Source organism: Solwaraspora sp. WMMD937 (assembly GCF_029581175.1).
In the GTDB taxonomy this organism is placed as follows: domain Bacteria; phylum Actinomycetota; class Actinomycetes; order Mycobacteriales; family Micromonosporaceae; genus Micromonospora_E.
The window spans coordinates 3808544-3826878 of record NZ_CP120738.1 but is presented as its reverse complement, the minus strand read 5'-3'; the positions used below and the strand labels follow the sequence as shown (position 1 = coordinate 3826878).

Annotated in this window: 16 protein-coding genes and 3 pseudogenes; 11 read left to right on the top strand and 8 right to left on the bottom strand. The window is 71.6% G+C overall.

The window, feature by feature from the left end; genetic code table 11:
- Nucleotides 1–68 precede the first annotated feature (68 nt).
- A complete protein-coding gene (locus tag O7621_RS16855) occupies nucleotides 69–590 on the bottom strand; it encodes a VOC family protein (protein ID WP_282230140.1) in 522 nt (173 codons plus the stop codon).
- Between the two features lie 59 nt (nucleotides 591–649).
- Between O7621_RS16855 and O7621_RS16850 the strand changes: the two genes are divergently transcribed.
- On the top strand, nucleotides 650–1114 hold the full coding sequence (locus O7621_RS16850) for a MarR family transcriptional regulator (protein ID WP_282230139.1): 465 nt from the start codon (nucleotides 650–652) through the stop codon (nucleotides 1112–1114).
- 58 nt (nucleotides 1115–1172) lie between these two features.
- Nucleotides 1173–1865: pseudogene (locus O7621_RS16845) on the top strand (tetratricopeptide repeat protein); the annotation flags it as partial.
- 1876 nt (nucleotides 1866–3741) lie between these two features.
- Here the strand turns inward: O7621_RS16845 and O7621_RS16840 are convergent.
- On the bottom strand, nucleotides 3742–5157 hold the full coding sequence (locus tag O7621_RS16840; RefSeq protein WP_282234629.1) for an ATP-binding protein: 1416 nt from the start codon (nucleotides 5155–5157) through the stop codon (nucleotides 3742–3744).
- 47 nt (nucleotides 5158–5204) lie between these two features.
- The gene (locus O7621_RS16835; protein WP_282230138.1) at nucleotides 5205–5861 is read right to left on the bottom strand and encodes a response regulator transcription factor; all 657 of its coding nucleotides are present in this window, start codon (nucleotides 5859–5861) and stop codon (nucleotides 5205–5207) included.
- Nucleotides 5862–5997: 136 nt separating this feature from the next.
- Between O7621_RS16835 and O7621_RS16830 the strand changes: the two genes are divergently transcribed.
- From O7621_RS16830 to O7621_RS16820, 3 genes are all read left to right on the top strand, one after another.
- Nucleotides 5998–7209: a hypothetical protein gene (locus O7621_RS16830; protein ID WP_282230137.1), complete on the top strand. Its 1212-nt coding sequence runs from the start codon at nucleotides 5998–6000 to the stop codon at nucleotides 7207–7209.
- A 257-nt stretch (nucleotides 7210–7466) separates the two neighbouring features.
- Nucleotides 7467–8846, top strand: coding sequence for a cellulase family glycosylhydrolase (locus O7621_RS16825; protein WP_282230136.1), 1380 nt, complete (start codon nucleotides 7467–7469; stop codon nucleotides 8844–8846).
- Nucleotides 8847–8981: 135 nt separating this feature from the next.
- Nucleotides 8982–9422 (top strand): NUDIX domain-containing protein, encoded by a 441-nt coding sequence (locus O7621_RS16820; RefSeq protein WP_281554199.1) that lies wholly within the window; start codon nucleotides 8982–8984, stop codon nucleotides 9420–9422.
- Between the two features lie 31 nt (nucleotides 9423–9453).
- On the opposite strand, the gene O7621_RS16815 is transcribed toward O7621_RS16820, so the two are convergent.
- The 4 genes from O7621_RS16815 to O7621_RS16800 all read right to left on the bottom strand — a co-directional run bounded on the left by O7621_RS16815 (nucleotide 9454) and on the right by O7621_RS16800 (nucleotide 13188).
- Nucleotides 9454–10152, bottom strand: coding sequence for a DedA family protein (locus tag O7621_RS16815; protein ID WP_282230135.1), 699 nt, complete (start codon nucleotides 10150–10152; stop codon nucleotides 9454–9456).
- A 141-nt stretch (nucleotides 10153–10293) separates the two neighbouring features.
- On the bottom strand, nucleotides 10294–11832 hold the full coding sequence (locus tag O7621_RS16810; RefSeq protein WP_282230134.1) for an alpha-N-arabinofuranosidase: 1539 nt from the start codon (nucleotides 11830–11832) through the stop codon (nucleotides 10294–10296).
- 18 nt (nucleotides 11833–11850) lie between these two features.
- A complete protein-coding gene (locus O7621_RS16805) occupies nucleotides 11851–12678 on the bottom strand; it encodes an SAM-dependent methyltransferase (RefSeq protein ID WP_282230133.1) in 828 nt (275 codons plus the stop codon).
- 297 nt (nucleotides 12679–12975) lie between these two features.
- Complete coding sequence (locus O7621_RS16800) at nucleotides 12976–13188, bottom strand: hypothetical protein (protein ID WP_282230132.1); 213 nt, start codon at nucleotides 13186–13188, stop codon at nucleotides 12976–12978.
- 238 nt (nucleotides 13189–13426) lie between these two features.
- On the opposite strand from O7621_RS16800, the gene O7621_RS16795 reads away from it, so the two are divergent.
- The 3 genes and pseudogenes from O7621_RS16795 (at nucleotide 13427) to O7621_RS16785 (ending at nucleotide 15197) form a co-directional block, all read left to right on the top strand.
- Entirely contained in the window at nucleotides 13427–14188 is a 762-nt protein-coding gene (locus O7621_RS16795; protein WP_282230131.1) for a Clp protease N-terminal domain-containing protein, read from the top strand.
- 200 nt (nucleotides 14189–14388) lie between these two features.
- Nucleotides 14389–14916, top strand: a pseudogene (locus O7621_RS16790) (asparaginase domain-containing protein); the annotation flags it as partial.
- Complete coding sequence (locus O7621_RS16785) at nucleotides 14916–15197, top strand: hypothetical protein (RefSeq protein ID WP_282230130.1); 282 nt, start codon at nucleotides 14916–14918, stop codon at nucleotides 15195–15197. The pseudogene O7621_RS16790 and the gene O7621_RS16785, both read left to right, overlap by 1 nt.
- A 116-nt stretch (nucleotides 15198–15313) precedes the next feature.
- Here O7621_RS16785 and O7621_RS16780 read toward each other — a convergent pair whose 3' ends face one another.
- On the bottom strand, nucleotides 15314–15979 hold the full coding sequence (locus tag O7621_RS16780) for an HAD family phosphatase (protein WP_282230129.1): 666 nt from the start codon (nucleotides 15977–15979) through the stop codon (nucleotides 15314–15316).
- A 143-nt stretch (nucleotides 15980–16122) separates the two neighbouring features.
- Here O7621_RS16780 and O7621_RS16775 point away from each other — a divergent pair, with 143 nt between their 5' ends.
- From O7621_RS16775 to O7621_RS16765, 3 genes and pseudogenes are all read left to right on the top strand, one after another.
- Nucleotides 16123–16983 carry a universal stress protein gene (locus O7621_RS16775; RefSeq protein ID WP_282230128.1) on the top strand — a complete coding sequence of 287 codons (861 nt, stop codon included), beginning with the start codon at nucleotides 16123–16125 and terminating at the stop codon, nucleotides 16981–16983.
- Nucleotides 16984–17298: 315 nt separating this feature from the next.
- Nucleotides 17299–17589, top strand: a pseudogene (locus O7621_RS16770) (winged helix-turn-helix domain-containing protein); the annotation flags it as partial.
- 200 nt (nucleotides 17590–17789) lie between these two features.
- A complete protein-coding gene (locus O7621_RS16765) occupies nucleotides 17790–18239 on the top strand; it encodes a universal stress protein (protein WP_282230127.1) in 450 nt (149 codons plus the stop codon).
- Nucleotides 18240–18335 lie beyond the last annotated feature (96 nt).

Below are 18335 nucleotides of genomic sequence, written 5' to 3'. Positions count from 1 at the left end.
CACGGCCCGCACGGGCGGGGCCGACCGACCCGTTGGCGGGCCGCCGTCGGCCCGGCGGGGCCACGGGGTCAGCCCGGCACCGAGACGCCGACGCCCCCGCGGGTCCGGGCGCCGTACCGCTGCTTCTCGCGGGCCAGGTCGAGCGGCAGGATCCGCTTGCGGGCGACGAGCGTCTGCTCGTCGAGGCGGTCGGCGGGAACCAGCCAGACAACCTCGAACTCCAGCCCGTCCGGGTCCCGGCCGTACAAACTCTTGGTGGTCCCGTGGTCGGAGGTCCCGACCAGGGCGCCAGCGGCGGCGAGCCGGGTGGCGAGCACCTCGAGCTCGTCGAGCGTGTCCACCTCCCAGGCCAGGTGGTAGAGCCCGACGGCGCCGCGACCGGCGCCGGACGGCGCGGCGTGCCCACCGATCTCGAACAGGCCGAGGTCGTGATCGTTGGTGGAGCCGGGGGCCTGCAGGAAGGCGACGCCGGAGAAGCCGTCGGGGGTCATCGGCACGACGGAGAACCCGAGCACGTCCCGGTAGAAGGTCAGGCTCCGGTCGAGGCTCGAGATGTACAGCACGGCGTGGTTGAGACGGTGGATTCCCATGTCGTGAAGGTTAGCGCGAGTTAGTTGAACGCTCAACAACTGCCGGTATGGTGGTGGTCATGACCCGCTGGCTCGACGACGACGAACAGCGCACCTGGCGCGCGTACCTCTACGCCACCAGGACGCTGGCCGCGACCCTGGACCGTGAACTGCAGGCGAGCGCTGGGATACCGCACGCGTACTACGAGATCCTGGTCCGGCTCTCCGAGGCCCCCCAGCGCACCCTGCGGATGAGCGAGCTCGCCGGCGCCACCGACTCCTCCCGCAGCCGGTTGTCGCACGCCGTGTCCCGGTTGGAACAGATCGGCTGGGTCCGCCGCGAGGAGTGTCCGACCGACCGGCGCGGGCAGTTCGCGGTGCTCACCGAGCCCGGCTTCACTGCCCTCACCGCCGCCGCGCCCGGCCACGTCGACGCGGTTCGGCGACACCTGTTCGACCAGCTGACCCCGGAACAGGTCAATCAACTACGGATCATCAGCGAAGCGTTAGTCAAGCATCTGGCCGGTAACAATCCGCCATCATGAGCGAACTGTCCCACATCAGACCCTTGTACAGACCGTCGTCGGACACGCACGATGGGACGTGTCTCTCGGCCTGGGCGAAATCACCACGCAGGCGCACGGCCTGATCAGCGTCGGCGACCTGCCGGGCGCGCGCGATTTGCTGGCCACGGCGTTGGCCGACACCGACCCGCGTCCCGCACATGCCAGCACCGAGCAGGCGGAGGCCGCCGGACTACTCGCCCGGGTGACGGTCGCGCTCGGCGAGGCACCGGCGGCGCGGGCGTGGGCGGCGTACGCGTACTCGGCGAACCAGCGGCTGCATGGAACGGCGGACGAGCGGACCATCGGGGCCGCCGCCACCCTCGCCGCCGTACTGCACCGGGTGGGCAGCGACGCCCGCGCCGCGCACCTGTACCGCGAGGTGATCGACGAGCTCTGCGCCATCGACGGCCCCGAGTCGCTCCGGGTCCTGGCCGCCCACGCGGACCTCGCCACCGTCGAATTCGCTCGCGGCGAATGCGACGTCGCCCGGGACCGTCTGGAGGATGCCTGGGAACTGCACCGCGAGGTGTACGGCGAGGGGCATCCGGCCGGGATCAAGATGCTGGCCCGGCTCGGCGCGATGCAGCGCGACTGCGGCCGGCTCACCGAGTCCGACGTCAGCCTGTCGCTCGCCATCGACCTGTGCCGCACCCGCCTGCCGGCCGACCATCCGCTGGTCAGGCAGGTCGCCGCGCTGGCCGAGGCGTCCGCTGATCCGGCGCACCGCTGTGGTGGGCAGGGGCCGGTCGACGACGGGCCGGACGACACCGGCGGCCCGGATCCCGACCGCAGTCCGGACGACACCGGCGACCCAGGCCCGAATCTTCGGCCGGACGACAACGGCGGCCCAGACCACGACGGCGGCTTGGACCACGGCGGCTGGCCGCCCGGCACCAGGCCGGCCAGTGGGCCAGCGGCTCCGGCTGCTCCGGCGGGCGATCCCGCCGGGCGCGACCGGCTCCCCGGTCCGGCCTGGGCCGAGCCCGGCTGGATCGAGCCGGAACCACCGGTCACAGAGGTAGCCGACCCCCGCTGGTCGGCGGCGTTCTGGACGGAACCGAACGCGCCGTCGGCGACGCCGACCACCGGTCGGTCAAGCGACGACGAGACGGACGGCCATCGGGACGGACGGCACCGGGCCGACCCGCCCTGGCTCGACCCGCTGGACCAGCCGGTGGACCAATCGGTGCCCGACCCGGCGGCTGAGCTGGAAAGCGACCGGCCGTGGGCCCAGCACGGCTGGATCGAACGGGAACCGGCGAGCAGCGACGCCGACGACCCGCTCTGGTCGCCCAGCGGTTGGCTGACCGACGACCCCACCCCTGCCCGGCGGAACACGAACGGGCAGGAGCAGGGAGGCGACCAGTATCAACCGGACGAACCCGATCCGACCGACGGCCGGCCGGCAACCATCCCACCGCCCCGGGTGCCGGTCGATCTGCCGCCGTCCGGCTCCACCAACCATGACGGGTCACCCGGCATCTGGCTCTTCGACGAACCGTGGTGGCCGCCCGAGCAGTCCGGTGCCGGCGACGGCTCCGATCCGGCCGCTGCGGATCGCCTGGACGGACCGGATCGCCCGGACGCACGAGAGCACCCGGACGCACCAGAGCGGCCGGACGTCTCGGACGCCGCCGGCCCGGTCAGCCCGTTCGGGCCGGTCCGGTTCCGGCAGGCGACCGGCCCGTCAGCGGCCGACACTCCGACGGCCGGCAGTTCCATGAGCGACCCGGCGGCCGTGCCCGGCGAGCCGGTGCCGCCGGAGACCCCTGCCTTCGTACCCAACCCACGGGTGCCCGACAGGGCAGGCGCTCGACCGGAACCGGCGCCACCGGTGAGCGACGAAGATCTCGCGGGCCCGGACGCCTCGGTCGATGCCGACTCCGCCGTCCGCCACGCCGAGGTCACGGACGGGCCGGGTACCGGAGCCACGGACGGACCGGCCGCGAGCGTCGCAGCCGGTGGAGCCGGCGCGACCGTCGGAACCGGCGCCACCGGCACGGGCCGGAGCACCGGGACGCTGTCCCGACTGCCACGACGTGAACTCAGCCGGATACCCGACCGCCGCAGGAATCTTCCGGTCCGGCGGCAGCGAGGACAGTTGGTGCCGGTATCCAAGCCGGCGGCGACCGCTGCCCGCCCACGCGGGCCGATGCTGGTGTTCACCGGCGTGGTGGTGGTGCTGCTCGGCGCTGCGGCGGTGGTGGCCGGCGTCAGCCTGGTCGACGATACGCCCTCCGGGCCGACCGGGGCACCAGCCGAGGTCACCCCCCCGACCAGGACGCCGACCAGCGCTGCGCCGCCGGCCGCACCGGGTACCGCGCCGGGCGGCGTGGGTCTGCGCGACAACCGGGACAGCGTGACGTTGACCTGGACCTATCCGGCGGGTGCCGAGGGACAGGTGCTGATCTCCGGAGGAAGCAGCGATCAGCAGCCCCGGGCCTTCATGACGTTGCCGGCGGGTGCGGACAGCTTCGTCGCGTACGGGCTGGACGAGTCGATCGACTACTGCTTCACGGTCGCCGTAATCTACTCGGCCGACGTGGTCGGGCAGGCCGACCCGGTCTGCACGGACCGGGCAGCGAACGCCCGGTGACCTGTCCGAGCTATGCCGGGCCGGGCTCGTCGTCCACCGGGTCCGCCGGGAGCCGGACCCGGACCTGAAGTCCGGTACGGGCACCGTCGGGCCCTGCCGCATCGGCCAGCTCGACAGTGCCGCCGTGCCGACGGACCAGCTGCGCGACGATGGCCAGTCCGAGCCCGGCGCCCCCGGCGTCGCGGGCCCGGGCGTCGTCGAGCCGGGTGAACCGGTCGAAGACCCGTTGCCGGTCGGCTGGTGGGACGCCCGGACCGTCATCGGTGACCAGGAGCTCATGCCAGTCCGGCCCGTCCGGTCGGGCGGTCACCAGCACCTCGGATCGGGCGTGTCGGACCGCGTTGTCCAGCAGGTTGGCCAACACCCGGACCAGCGCGTCCGGGTCGCCGGCGATCCACAGCGGCTGGTCCGGCGGCACCACCCGCACCGGCGGCCGTGGATACCGGGCGGCCACCGTGGCGGCCAGCTCGCCCAGTTCCACCGGACCGACCGGGCCGAGCACCACACCGGACTGGCCAGCCTGCTGGTCGGCGCGGGCCAGCAGCAGCAGGTCGTCGACCAGTCGGCTGAGCCGTTGACTGTCCGCCAGCAGGTCGTCGGCGACCGCCAGCCAGTCCGTGCGGCTACCGAATCGCTGCGCCACCTCAAGCTGCGTACGCAGACTGGTCAGCGGACTGCGCAGCTCGTGGGCGGCGTCGGCGACGAACGCGCGTTGCCGGGCCCGCGCGGCCTCCAACCGGTCGAGCATGTCGTTGAGAGTGACCGCCAGCCGGTGAATCTCGTCGCCACCACCCGGTACCGGCAGGTGGCCTGCCTGGTCGCCACCGGTGATCTCCGCCGCGCCGGCCCGCAGTTTCTCCACCGGCCGCAGCGTCGCCCCGACGGCCCGCCAGACGATAACCGTGACCGCTGCCACCAACAGTGGGAACGTCATCAGCAGAATCACCCGGACCAGCGCGAGGCTGCGGTTGATGTCGGCCATCGACCGGGCGACCAGCACGGTACGCGGCTGCGCCGGCCCGCCGGCCGGTTGGGCGATCACCCGAACCGGGCCGCGCAGACCGAGCCGGGCACCCGGTACGGTGACCGCTCCGGTCGGTTCGGCGGCGAGCTGTTCCCGCTCGCCCGCGTAGAGCATCGGGACGAGTCGGTCGGCGCCAATGGACGCGGCGCGTATCCGTCCCCGCTCGTCGACGATCTGCACCCGTACGTCGTTGCCGGCCACCGGCAACGGGTCAGGCACCGCGTCGGCGGCCACCAGCTGGGCGATCGCGTCGGCGGTGGTCCGGGCATCGGCGTCGGCGCTGCGTTCCAACGCCAGCGCAAGGACGACGGTGAGCCCGATCGCCCCAGCGGCCAGGCCGGTGGCGAGACCCAGCACGCTGATCGCGGTCAGCCGGGTGCGCAGGCTGAGCCGGACCCGCAGGTACGCCCGCCACCGACCGGGATGAGCCACCGAAGACCGTCGGCCGGTCACGGGACCAGCCGGTAGCCGGCACCCCGGACGGTCTCCAGCCGATCCCGGCCGACCTTGCGGCGCAGGTAGCCGATGTACACCTCGACGGCGTTCGGCGCAGTGTCGACGCTGGCGTCCCAGACGTGGTCGAGCAGTTCGATCTTGGAGACCACCTCGCCGGCGCGCCGCATCAGGTACTCCAGCAGGGCGTACTCACGGGCGGTGAGCGCCACCTCGGCGTCGGCCCGGGTGACCCGCCGCCGGGCCGGGTCGAGGCTCAGATCACCGGCGGTGAGCACGGCCGGCCGCTGCGGCGCGCCGCGCCGCAGCAGCGCGCGCAGCCGGGCCAGCAGCACCACGTACGAGAAGGGCTTGGTCAGGTAGTCGTCGGCACCGCAGTCGAGGCCGTCCGCCTGGTCGTACTCGCCGTCCTTCGCGGACAGGATCAGCACCGGAAGCCAGTTCTGCTCGGCGCGCAGCTGGCGCACCACCCGGTAGCCGGACAGGCCGGGCAGCATCACGTCGAGGATCATCGCGTCGTACCCGCCGTGCCGGGCCAGTTCCAGCCCGGCCGGCCCGCTCGCGGCGACGTCCACGACGAAGCCTTCCTCCTGCAGGCCGCGCCGCAGGGCGTCGGCCAACCGGACCTCGTCCTCCACCACCAGCACCCGCACCGGTCAAGGGTGCCATCATGGGTGGGCAACCGGGTCACCCGTGACCGTCGTCGCTGAGCGTGTTCTCAGCTTGGCCACCGGCTCTCAGCAACGTCTCAGTACACCCGACGCACGATGGGTGGCAGGAGGTACGAAGATGTCGGTTTTCACATCCCGGCCGGCGATGCGCTGGCTGGTCCCCGCCGCATCGGCGGCGGTGCTCGTCGGCGGCGGCGTTGCCGTGGGGGCGCTCGCCGCCTCCGCAGACCCGGTCCTGCCGCCGCGCAGCGCCGAGCAGTTGCTGGTCGATCTGCAGACCGCCGAGGTCGACGGCATGTCCGGAACTGTCGTGCACCGCGCCGAGCTGGGCCTGCCGGCGGCGCTCAACCTGGCCGGTCAGATCGGTGCCGGCAACGGGCTCGGCTCGCTGATCAACGGTACGCAGACCTTGCGCGTCTGGTACGCCGGTCCGGACCAGGCCCGGTTGGCGATGGTCCGCACGCTGGGCGAGACCGACGTCATCCGCAACGGACGGGACGTCTGGATCTGGTCCAGCCAGCAGCAGCAGGCCACCCACTTCGAGTTGCCGGCCGAGGGCGATCACGCCGACGCGGCGGGCGAGCGGGCCGGAACCGATCCAACACCGGAGCTGCCCATCACCCCGCAGGCGGCAGCCGACGAGGTGCTGGAGGCAATTGACCCGAGCACCGAGGTGTCGGTGGGCCGCTCGGCGGAGCTCGCTGGGCGGACCGCGTACGAGCTGGTGCTCACCCCGCGCGACGAGGACTCGCTGGTCGAGGAGATCCGGATCGCGATCGACTCGGTGGAGTACGTGCCGCTGCGGTTCGCGGTCTATCCGGTCGGCGCCGACCGGGCCGCCATCGAGACGGCGTTCACCCAGGTCAGCTTCGACACACCGGATGAGGAGCAGTTCGTCTTCAACCCGCCGCCGGGCACCGAGGTGATCGAGGCGGGCGAGGACGGTATCGCGGTGCCGGGTGACGGTTCCCGGGGTCCGGACCAGTTGCCGGGCGACGCCGAGACCGACGGCATGCTGGAGGAGCTGGCGCGGGGTTGGGCGGACAGCGAGGACGCGGTCCGCACGGTCGGCAGCGGCTGGGGCACCGTCCTGGTAGTCACGCCGCCGGCCGAGGCGGCGACTGCGGCCGAGGAGCACGCCGGTGAGTCCGCCGAGGGCGCCCAGGTCATGCAGATGCTGGGTGATCTGCCGGCGGTCGACGGGCCGTGGGGCAGCGGCCGGCTGTTCTCCAGTGCGCTGTTCACCGCGTTGATCGCCGACGACGGCCGGCTGTTCGCCGGCGCGGTGACGCCGGAGCGGCTGTACGAGGTGGCTACCGAGACCCGCTGACTTGACCGGTCCACTACCGGCGTCGACCCCGGATCACCGGGCGTCGACGCCGGTAGCGGCGTTTGCAGGGCTCGATCAGCCAACAGTGCAGACCGACACCAGGGGCGGACCAACTTAACCGGTTGCGTAGCGGGATCGCGCCGGTCTACTCTGATGCCTGCGCGAAGGGCCGGGTAGTCGCCGACACCGAGCTGGCCAGGTCAGCCGGTGTCTTCCGTCCCCGTGGGTCACCCACGGGTCGCTACCCGAGGTAGGTCATGAAGACACGTCTGAGCGTCGCGGCCGCGGCGCTGCTCGCCCTGGTCACCTCCGTCGTGGTGCTGGCCCAGCCCGCGCACGCCGCCGTCGGCCTGCACGTCAGCGGCGGCCAGTTGGTGGAGGCAAACGGCACTCCGTTCGTCCTGCGCGGGGTCAACCACGCACACACCTGGTACACCAGCCAGACCAGTTCCTTCGCCAACATCAAGTCCCTGGGCGCGAACGCTGTGCGGGTGGTGCTCAGCAACGGCCACCGGTGGACCCGCAACGATGCCAGCGACGTCGCCAACGTCATCTCGCTGTGCAAGGCCAACCGGCTGATCTGCGTCCTGGAGGTGCACGACACCACCGGGTACGGCGAGGAGGGCGCCGCAGCCACCCTGGCGTCCGCCGCCGACTACTGGATCGGCCTGGCCAGCGTGCTGCGCGGCCAGGAGAACTACGTCATCATCAACATCGGCAACGAGCCGTTCGGCAACAGCGGATACCAGAACTGGGCCAGTCACACCACGAGCGCCGTGCAGCGGCTGCGCGCCGCCGGTTTCGAGCACGCGATCATGGTCGACGCACCGAACTGGGGACAGGACTGGACCTTCACGATGCGCGACAACGCGCAGTCGGTGTGGAACGCCGACCCGGCCCGCAACCTGATCTTCTCGATCCACATGTACGGCGTGTTCGACACCGCCGCCGAGATCAGCGACTACCTCGGGCGGTTCCGCTCGGCCGGGCTGCCGATCGCGGTCGGCGAGTTCGGGCACGACCATTCCGACGGCAACCCGGACGAGGATTCGATCCTGTCCTACACCCGGCAGCACGGCATCGGCTGGCTCGGATGGTCGTGGAGCGGCAACAGCGGCGGCGTCGAATACCTCGACATGGTGAACAACTTCAACGTCAACAGCCTCACCTCGTGGGGCCAACGGCTGTTCAACGGCACCAACGGGATTCGGGAGACCGCACGGGAGGCGACCGTCTACAGCGGCGGGACGCCACCGCCGACCACCGCGCCCCCGACCACCGCGCCGCCCACCACCGCGCCCCCGACCACCCCGCCCCCGACCACCGCGCCGCCGGCAGGGGCGTGCACTGCGGCATACGCGGTGATCGGTCAGTGGCAGGGCGGTTTCCAGGGTGAGGTACGGGTGACCGCCGGCGGTTCGGCGCTCAGCGGCTGGCGGGTGAGCTGGACGTTCGCCAGCGGTCAGTCGGTCAACCAGGCGTGGAACGCCACCGTCACCAGCACCGGGGCGAGTGTCTCGGCGACCAACGTCAGCTACAACGGCAACCTCGGCGCCGGGCAGAGCACGACCTTCGGCTTCATCGGTAGTTGGACCGGCAGCAACCCGGTGCCGACGCTGTCCTGCGCCGCGCGGTAGCCGCAGCCGCCACCACAGGTGTGACCGGTGGCCGGGCGGGTATCCGTCCGGCCACCGGCACACCCGGCGTCGTTCACCTCAGACGGCCGGCGGCTGGTGTGGCACTGGCAAGTCGCTACGAGCTGGAGGTTTACGGTGAGCGAAGGTCCTCGTATACGGGTGGGCGCGTACGCGGTGATCGTCCGGGACTCGGCGGTGCTGCTGAGCCGGTTGTCCGAGGCGTCCCCGGTGTTCGAGCCGGGTGCCTGGCATCTGCCGGGAGGTGGTCTCGATCCGGGCGAGCAGCCCGGCGAGGCGCTCACCCGAGAGTTGCAGGAGGAGGCCGGCCTGGAGGTGATGTCGTCGCGGTTGCTGGACGTGCGGTCGTACCTGGCGCACCGCAACGGCACCGACTGGCACGTGGTCGGGCTGCTGCACAGCGCACGGGTGGGGCCGGGCGAGCCGGTGGTCACCGAGGTCGGCGGCAGTGCGGACGCCATCCGGTGGGTGCCGATCGACGAGATCGACCGGTTGCCGCTGTCGCCGCCCACCGCGGACGGGCTGCGGATGGCGGAGCTGCTGCCGGTGCCGGCGTAGGAGTTCGTCGCCGGGCGTGGCTGGTTGGTCGTCAGGCATGGTCACCGGACCGGTCGCAGCCGCCTCGGCCTCGGCCGGGCCGGTGACGACCGGATGTCGGCTGGCCGGTCGCCGCGTCGGGTGCACATTCGCGGCGGGCGGCCCGTAGCCGCCAGACGACAAGCGCCCCGAGCGCCAGCACCGCGACCACGACGGCGGCCGCCCGGCCGGCGACCTCCTCGATCGCGGCGTACGAGCTGCCGGCCAGGTAGCCGATCAGCACCGTGCCGATCCCCCAGACCAACGCACCCGCGACGTTGTAGAGGAAGAACCGCCGGTACGGCATGTGTGCCGCGCCGGCCAGGGCGGGCATCACCGCGTGGAAGAAGGTCACGAACCGGCCGACGAAGACCGCGGTGCCGCCCCGTACCGCCAACTGGTGCTGCGCCCGCCGCACCCAGGACTGCCGCTTGCGCAGGAAGCGCATCCGCAGCAGCCGGGGCCCCAGGGCCCGGCCGATCAGATAGCTGGTGGTATCGCCGGCCACGGCAGCACTGACCACGACCGCGGTGATTCCGGGCAGCGAGATGGTGCCGAGGCTGGCGGCGACACCGCCGAGCACCGCAGCGGTCTCGCCGGGGAACACGAAGCCGACGAACAGCGCGTCCTCGGCGAACACCAACAGCCCGACCAGCAGGTAGATCAACGCACTGTCCATCGACAGCAACGGCTGCAGCCAGTCGCTCAGCACAGCACCCCCCGCTCGCGGGGGGCTGCGGAGCCGACGTTAGCAGTTGCGGGACGGTGCCCGTGACGGTCCGACGGATGCCGCGCCGAGGCGTCACGGGCGTACTCCCCACCACAGAGGTGTCACCCGGACCCAGTCGGCGGATCAGTCTGACGTCGCCAGACGCACCATCGTCCAGGAGACCGACGGCAGCATCACCGACAGCCGCCCCTGGTCGACCGCCGGGCCGGGAAGGGTCTGGGGACGGACCCGGTCCGGCTGCGCCGACGTGTTGGCGGCCCGCACGTCCGGGTCGGTCAGCACGCACTGCTCGACGACCCGGTAGCCGGGGAATGCCCGCAGGTCGATGTCGAGCACGAGGGGCTCTCGCTGCCCACGGTTGACAGCGAAGATCACCAACTGATCCGCGTCGTCGTCGTGGGTGGCCACGACATCCAGCAGCGGCACCTCGCCGTACCGCGCAGTCTCCACGACCGGCCCGCTGCCACACTCGACCCGCAGCACCGTCCCTCGGGCGTGGCGGGCGGTGTACGCGAACGGGTAGAAGATCGTCTGCCGCCAGGCCGGACCGCCCGGCTCCGCCCGGATGGCGGCGATCGTGTTGACCAGCTGGGCCTGGCAGGCGGCGGTCACCCGGTCGCTGTTGCGCAACAGGGTGATCAGCGAGGAGCCCACCACCACGGCGTCGGCGACGGTGTAGTCGTCCTCGCTGAGCGACGGCGCCCGCACCCACTCGGTTGGCACCCCCTCGGCAAGGAACCGGCGCATGTACCAGACGTTCCACTCGTCGAACGAGATCTGCATCCGCTTGCTGCTCCGGGTCCTGGCCCGGACGTGGTCACAGGTGGCCACGATGTCCCCGATGAATCGGTCCATCTCCACCGACGACGCCAGGAAACTGGCCAGGTCCCCGTCCTGCTCCTCGAAGTAGAGGTGGGCGGAGACGTAGTCGACCTGGTCGTAGGTGTGTTCCAGGACGGTCGCCTCCCAGGCCGCGAAGGTCGGCATGGCGGGACCGGAGCTGCCACAGACGACCAGCTCCAGATCGGGGTCAATCATCCGCATCCCCCGGGCCGTCTCGGCGGCCCTTCGCCCGTACTCCTCGGCGGTCTGATGACCCAGCTGCCACGGCCCGTCCATCTCGTTGCCGAGACACCACATCCGGATGTCGTACGGGGCCTGCCGGCCGTGCACCCGGCGCAGATCGGACAACTGCGTGCCGCCCGGATGGTTGGCGTACTCCAGCAGGTCCATCGCCTCGCGGGGACCCCGGGTGCCAAGGTTGACGGCCAACATCGGCTCGACACCGGCGGACCGCGCCCAGCTGACGAACTCGTCCAGCCCGAAATCGTTGGTCTCGATGCTGTGCCAGGCCGGGTCGAGCCGGGTGGGACGCTGGTCCCTGGGCCCCACCCCGTCCTCCCAGCGGTAGCCCGAGACGAAGTTGCCACCGGGGTAGCGGACCACCGAAACGCCCTGTTCCCGGACCAGGTCGAGCACGTCACGGCGCAGTCCACGCTCGTCGGCGGTCGGATGGTCAGGCTCGTAGAGCCCGGTGTACACGCACCGGCCCATGTGTTCGACGAAGGATCCGAAGGTACGGCGCCGGACCGGTGCGACCACGAACGCCGGATCGATGTGCACCGTCACCGGGCGGGGCGCTGCCGGGTCGACCATCGTCATCGGGGCGTACGCGGCGGGTCAGGGTTTGCGGGCGACGCCGCCGACGAAGGTGTAGTAGGTGTCGGTCTGCTCCGACGGCTCGTCGTCAGGGTCCGGACGCCACTGCGCAAGGGGCACCAGGCCCGGTTCGAGCATCTCGAAGTCGCCGAAGTACCCAAGGATCTCGTCGCGCTGGCGCCACCGACCGGTACCCAACGTCTGGTTGAAGATCTTCTCGACCACGAACGCCTTGCGGGCGGCCTCCGGCTGGCTGTCACCTGGGTTGTGGAAGTGGGACAGGGCCAGGTAGCTCCCACTCGGGACCGCGTCCCGATAGACCGTCGCCACCCCGGCTGGATCCTCGTCGTCACCGAGGTGATGCAGGATGCCGAGCATAAGCAGACCGACCGGCTGATCCATGTCGATCATCGACTGTACGTCTGGGTTGGCGAGAATCTGCCCCGGGTCGCGGGTGTCCGCCTGGACCACAGTGGTCATCGGAGAGCTGTCGAGCAGCGCCCGACCATGTGCCAGCACCATCGGATCACTGTCCACGTACACCACCCGCACCTGCGGGTCGACCTGGTGGGCGATCTCGTGCACGTTGCCCTGCGTCGGCAGACCCGAGCCGATGTCGAGGAACTGCCGCACGCCGGCCTCGGCGACCAGGTGCCGCACCGCGCGGCGTAGGAAGCCGCGGTTGGCCCGGGCGGCCAGCGGACCGTCGGGGGTGACCTGCAGCGCCATCTGGCCGGCCTGGCGGTCCACCGCGAAGTTGTCCTTGCCGCCGAGCATGTAGTCGTACACTCGGGCGACGCTGGGACGGGTGGTGTCGACCCCGACCGGGGCTCGTTCCTCAGTGCTCACGGCGGAGACCTCCGGGGGTGCGGCCGACCAGGAGTCCGTGATCGGCTGGGAGCGCTGCCTTGGTGGAGTCTAGAGGATGCCGACCACCTCCTACGGTTGACGCACTGTCGACGGTTAGCCGCCGGCCGGCCGTGGGTTCTCAGCGCAGCTGATTCGTTCTCACTGAACCTGATCCGTACCTGATCCGTTCTCACGGAACTTGATCCGCCCGTGTCCTGACTTGCGCGACCCGGCCCGCCGTCGACCTGAACAGCGTTGCGGACTCCACCGCGTTGGGCTCGACGGACCCCGGCCGCGCTACCCCTGACACGCCGAGCTGAACAAGGCCGCCCGCCAACACCGGTCGAACTCCCACGCCACCAGCTCCGCCACGAAGTACGCCTCGCTGCTGGGGCCGCCGCGAACGAGGACCACTTCGTTGACCGGATCCGCGCGTCCGGCCTGCTCCTTCGGCAACGCCTCGGTCGCCTCGACGAGGTCACCGGATACGCGGTCGGGATGCCCGACCACCACGCCGCCGCTGGCGGCACGATCTGGTACGGCGGTGGCCGACTCGCACCCGACCTGGCCCTACCCAAGCTGCGTCATCGCTGGAGGGCAGCGCACCCCGCAAATCGTCGAACCAGGACCGCGGCCTGGACTCCATCCACGACCCCGTACGCCGGAAACACATCCTAGACGGATAACCCCACCGGGGGTATACAAGGGTTATGCTGTTCCGGGTGGCGTGCGCGAGGGGGTTCCAGTGATGCCGAAGATCAACGTCTACCTGCCCGACGAGCTGGCCGAAGCGGTTAAGGAGGCCGGCGTGCCCGTCTCCGCCATCTGCCAGCGGGCGCTGGAACAGGCGGTGCGACGGGTCACCGCGATCCGGGAAACGACTCTGGGTGATCTGGACGACGCGGACCTGGCCGCGAGGCTGCCGCACTTCACGGCGCGGACCCGTGCGGCGCTCAAGCTCGGCATCGAGCAAGCGCAAGCGGCAGAGGCGCCGACGGTGGGCAGTGGGCATCTGCTCGGTGGCCTGCTGACCGAAGGCGGCAACCTGGCCCTACACGTCCTACGGGCGGTGGAGATCGAACCCGACCGAGTCGGCCGTGAGCTTGCCCGCCAGCCGTTGACAGAAGCTGGCGTCGCCGCGGAAGACGCGTCGCGGCGCTTCAGCGGTCCGGCGTCCAACGCGCTGGAGTTGGCCGTCACGGAGGCGACCGCGTTCGGACACAACTATGTCGGTTGCGAACACCTGCTGCTGGGGCTGATCGCCGAGCCCGACGGCACCGGCGGGCAGGTCCTGCGGTCGTTGGGTGCGGAACTGCGATTGACCCGCCGCGCGGTGGCGGCAGCCCTCGCTGGCTACGTGCACCTGCGGGCCCAGACCCCGCAAGCCGCCGCCAGCGGGACGACGGAGACGGCGGCGGCGTTGGCCGCCGTGGTCCGCAAGGAACTGCAGCCCATCGTGCAACGAATCGAACGGCTGGAGGAGCGGGCCGGTGTGGTCACCGAGAGCTGAAACCGGCCTCGACCACCCACCCGGCTCGTCGCGGGGCCGGCCCGGTAACCAGCCGGCCGCCGGCCCGAACCGCACGACTGGAAGGCGCCCAGACGCGCGTGCCGCCCTGGCCGCAATCGCCGCGACGGCAATGTTCCTGCTGCTTCTGCTGCCGTTGCTAGCCGCAACCCCGTAACGCCCCGACCGGACAGGACGTACTCGCCGAACCGAGCTGGGACATATCACCAGCCACGATGCTGACACTGGCCCGCCGGGCCCGCGCCGCCATCCTCGACGACAGCTTCGACGGCGTCGTGATCACCCACGGCACCGACACCCTGCAGGACACTGCCTTCCTCATCGACATACAAGCCGGACCGGCCGCCCTACGCGGCGGGATCGTTCTGACCGGAGCGATGCGCCACCTGGACGACCTGTCCACCGACGGCCCACGCGACCTCGCCTCAGCCATCACCGCCGCGGCAGACCGCTCCCTCGCCGGAGTTGGCGTCGTGGCCTGCCTCAACGACGAACTGCACGCCGCCCGCTGGGTCACCAAGGTCGACGCCACCAGCGTGGCCGCAATCTCCTCGCGCCACATCCGCCGGTGGGCCGTGTGGTCGGCACCGGGGTCGAGAAGCTGGCAACCCCGCCACCGAGGCCACCCGAGTCGCAGGGCGAGCCGGAATCCGACGTCGCCCTCATCAAGACCTACCCCGGCATCGATCCAGTTCTACTCACCGCAGTAGTGGACGACGGTGCGCGCGGGATCGTGCTGGTGGGCACCGGCATGTTCAACGTCCCGGTCAGTCTCCTTACCACCATCAGCGACCTGACCGAATGGGACATCCCCGTGGTCATTGCCTCCCGATGCCGGACCCGCGACATCGACCTGGCGGAACTGCCCCTGGGCAGCGGCCTCGCCGCCAGAGTCGGTGCGATCGGAGCCCGCAGCCTCGCCCCCCGGCAAGGCACGCAGCGCCCTGATGGTCGCCCTCGGCCCAGACGGCGGAGTCAAAGGCGCACGTGACTGGTTCCACGCGGTCAGCCTCGGACCACTTCGTTGAGACAGGACAGCCCGACTGCGTGCCGCGTCCGGGGCCGTCGCTAGGGGCCTGACGCACCCCGCACGTAATGCCACGCGACCTAACGCACCTCGTCGTCGAGGGCGAGCACGCGGTCGACCGTGAGCTCGTCGAGGCGGTCGACGACCAGCGTCGCGCCGGCCAGGGCGTCGGCCGCCGGCGGATACGCGGGGTGCGGCACCGCGACCGCCACCAGACCGGCGGCCACGGCGGACCGCAGCCCGTTGCTCGAATCCTCCACCGCCAGGCACCGCCCCGGCGGTACGCCGAGCAGCCGCGCCGCCACCTGGTAGACCTCGGGGTCCGGCTTGCCGGCCGCGCACTCCTCGGTCGACACGGTCGCCCGGAACGCCTCGGTGAGCCCGGCCGTGGCCAGCACCTGTTCGATCAGGCGGCGGGGGGAGGAGCTGGCCAGCGCGAGCGGGAACCGCCCGGCAAGGTCGCGGACCACCTCGATCGCGCCCGGGATCAGCGGCAGCTCGGCCCGGTACCGCGCCGCCATGGCGTCGATCACCTCGTCGGCGACCCGGTCGGCGCCGCGCCCGACGCCGAGGTCCGCGTCCAGGTAGCCGGCCCACTCCGGGGTACTCATCCCCATCAGCCGCTGCTGGGCGTCCGGCAGCCACCGACCGCCGGCGCCGGCCACGTAGTCGCGCCGGACCTGCTCCCAGACCGGCTCGGTGTCGATGAGTACGCCGTCCATGTCGAACACCACTGCCGAGATCATGACCCCATCCTGCCCGGTCGACCGGAATCGACCCGGAGCGGGGTCACTGAGCGCTATCCTCGCAGGTGAGCTCCCCTTTCTCGATCCGAGCCGGGTCGCTGCAGCGGCCCACGCACCGGACAGAAGCGGTGAAAGGAGTTGCGATGTCGGAGCACGCCGCACCGGCCCGCGACCGGATCGTGGCCGGCCTCCACGACTCGGCATCCAGCTGGGCCGCCGTCGCCCTGGCCGCTCGGGAAGCCGCCACAGCGCACCGGCCGCTGCGACTGGTGCACGCACTCAACTGGATCCCGGACGACCTGTCCGGCGGCGACGAACCCCAGCCGGACGCCTACCACCTCGTCGAACGTGCTGTGGAGGTCGCCACCCGGACGGCCCCCGGAATCGACGTCACCACCGAGGTGTCCGAGAACGCTCCGGCCACCGCGCTGCTCCGGGAGTCCCGGATGGCGTCGTTGATCGTGATCGGCGACGGGGACCTGGCCCGGTGGACCTGCCTGCCGCTGGACGCACTCGCCGTACAGATCGCCGCCCGCGCCGACTGCTCGGTGCTGGTCGCCCGGGCCGGCTCCGAGCCGGCCCCCGAACCGGCCGCGCCGGTGCTGGTCGGCGTGGACGGCTCAGCCGGCTCGGAACGGGCGCTCGGCTTCGCCTTCGACGCCGCCGCGCAACGGGGCGGCGACTTGATCGTCGTGCGCAGTTGGGAGAGCGAGTCGAGCTGGGCTGACGCCTCGGCGGCGACCGCCGACGAACTCGCCGCAGCGGTGACCCCGTGGCAGGAGAAGCATCCCGACGTCGCGGTCCACCAGCAGGTGGTGAACGGCCCGCCGGCCCGGGTGCTGATCGAGCGTTCCACCCATGCCGGGCTGGTGGTCGTCGGAGCCCGTGGCGACCATCCGCTGCGGGTTCCGCTCGGCGCGGTCAGCCAGGCGGTGCTGCACCATGCCGGGTGCGCGACGGCGATCGTCCGCGAAGGTGGTCCCCGGCCGCCCGCCGGCGACTGACCAGCGGGCGGGTCACCGTCGACCGGTAACTGATCCGATGCCCAGGCCACCTCCCGGGACCTATGTCCCGGGAGGTGGCCCGCCCGACCCTGCCCCGCCTGTACCCGCCGCTGCTACCAGGCGATCGGGTCAGCTTCAAAGGGTTGCCCGATCCGGCGCCCACGGGTCGTCACCGACAACCGTCGTCCCCTGGTGGGCCCGGCTGCTGGGGGCCCGAAGGTTGAGTCGGTGAGCCGGCCCGCGCGGTCGGGACACGGTCAGGACACGGCAGCCATGTGGACGATGTTCACGTATTGGTACTCATATGATTACGCTGTGACAACCCCCGACACGTGGCGCCTTCCGCCCTGGACCCTGCTCAGCAACCACGGACACGTCCTGCTCGCCATCGCCCGCGACCCACGGGCCCGGCTGCGGGACGTGGCGGCGCGGGTCGGGATAACCGAACGCGCGGCGCACACCATCGTCGCCGACCTGGAGGAAGCCGGATACCTCGCCCGGCACCGGGTCGGCCGGCGCAACGAGTACACGGTCAATCCGCACGTGCCGTTCCGGCATCCGGCCGAATGCGACCACCTGGTCGGCGAACTGCTCGCGCTGTTCACCGGCGGCCAGCCGGCATCGGCCGGACCGCCGACGCCGCCCGTACCGCCGCCGCCCGGGCCACATCCAACGCCGGCCGGGCCGCCGACGTCGGCCGGTCGACCGACGGGACCCCAGTCCCGCAACGGCGGGTCCTTCGCACCTGTCCCCCAGCCGTCGACGGAGGTGGACTGTAGTCAGATGCAACTGAAGGAGTGAGGACCATGAGCGCCAGTCACCTGATCGTCGTCGGTGTCGACGGCTCCCAGGGCAGCCGCCGGTCTCTCGACTGGGCCGCCAGGGAAGCCGCCGAGCGGGGCGGCGCGCTGCGCGCCGTCGTCGCCTGGCGGTGGGACGGTGGAACCACGGTCAGCCCCACCGAGGAGCGGCAACGCGCCAGCGAACTGCTGGACCAGGAGATCACCGCCCTGACCACCCGGGTCGGATCGGCGTCGCCGGTCGTCGGCGAGGTGGTCGAGGGCCGCGCCGCCGACGTGCTGACCACCGCCGCCCGCAGCGCGGACCTGTTGGTCCTGGGCAGCCACGGGCACGGCCGCCTGCAGCACACCGTGCTCGGCTCGGTCAGCGAGGAGTGCATCCGCAAGGCCACCTGCCCGGTCGTGGTGATCCCCGTTCCCGCGCTGGTCTCCTCGGCCGCCGACCCCACGAGCTGAGCCGGAGGTGATCGCCGTGATCAGGCCGATCGTCGTCGGGTACGACGGCTCGTCCAGCGCCGACGCCAAGGTCAGCTGGGCGGTCGCCGAAGCCGT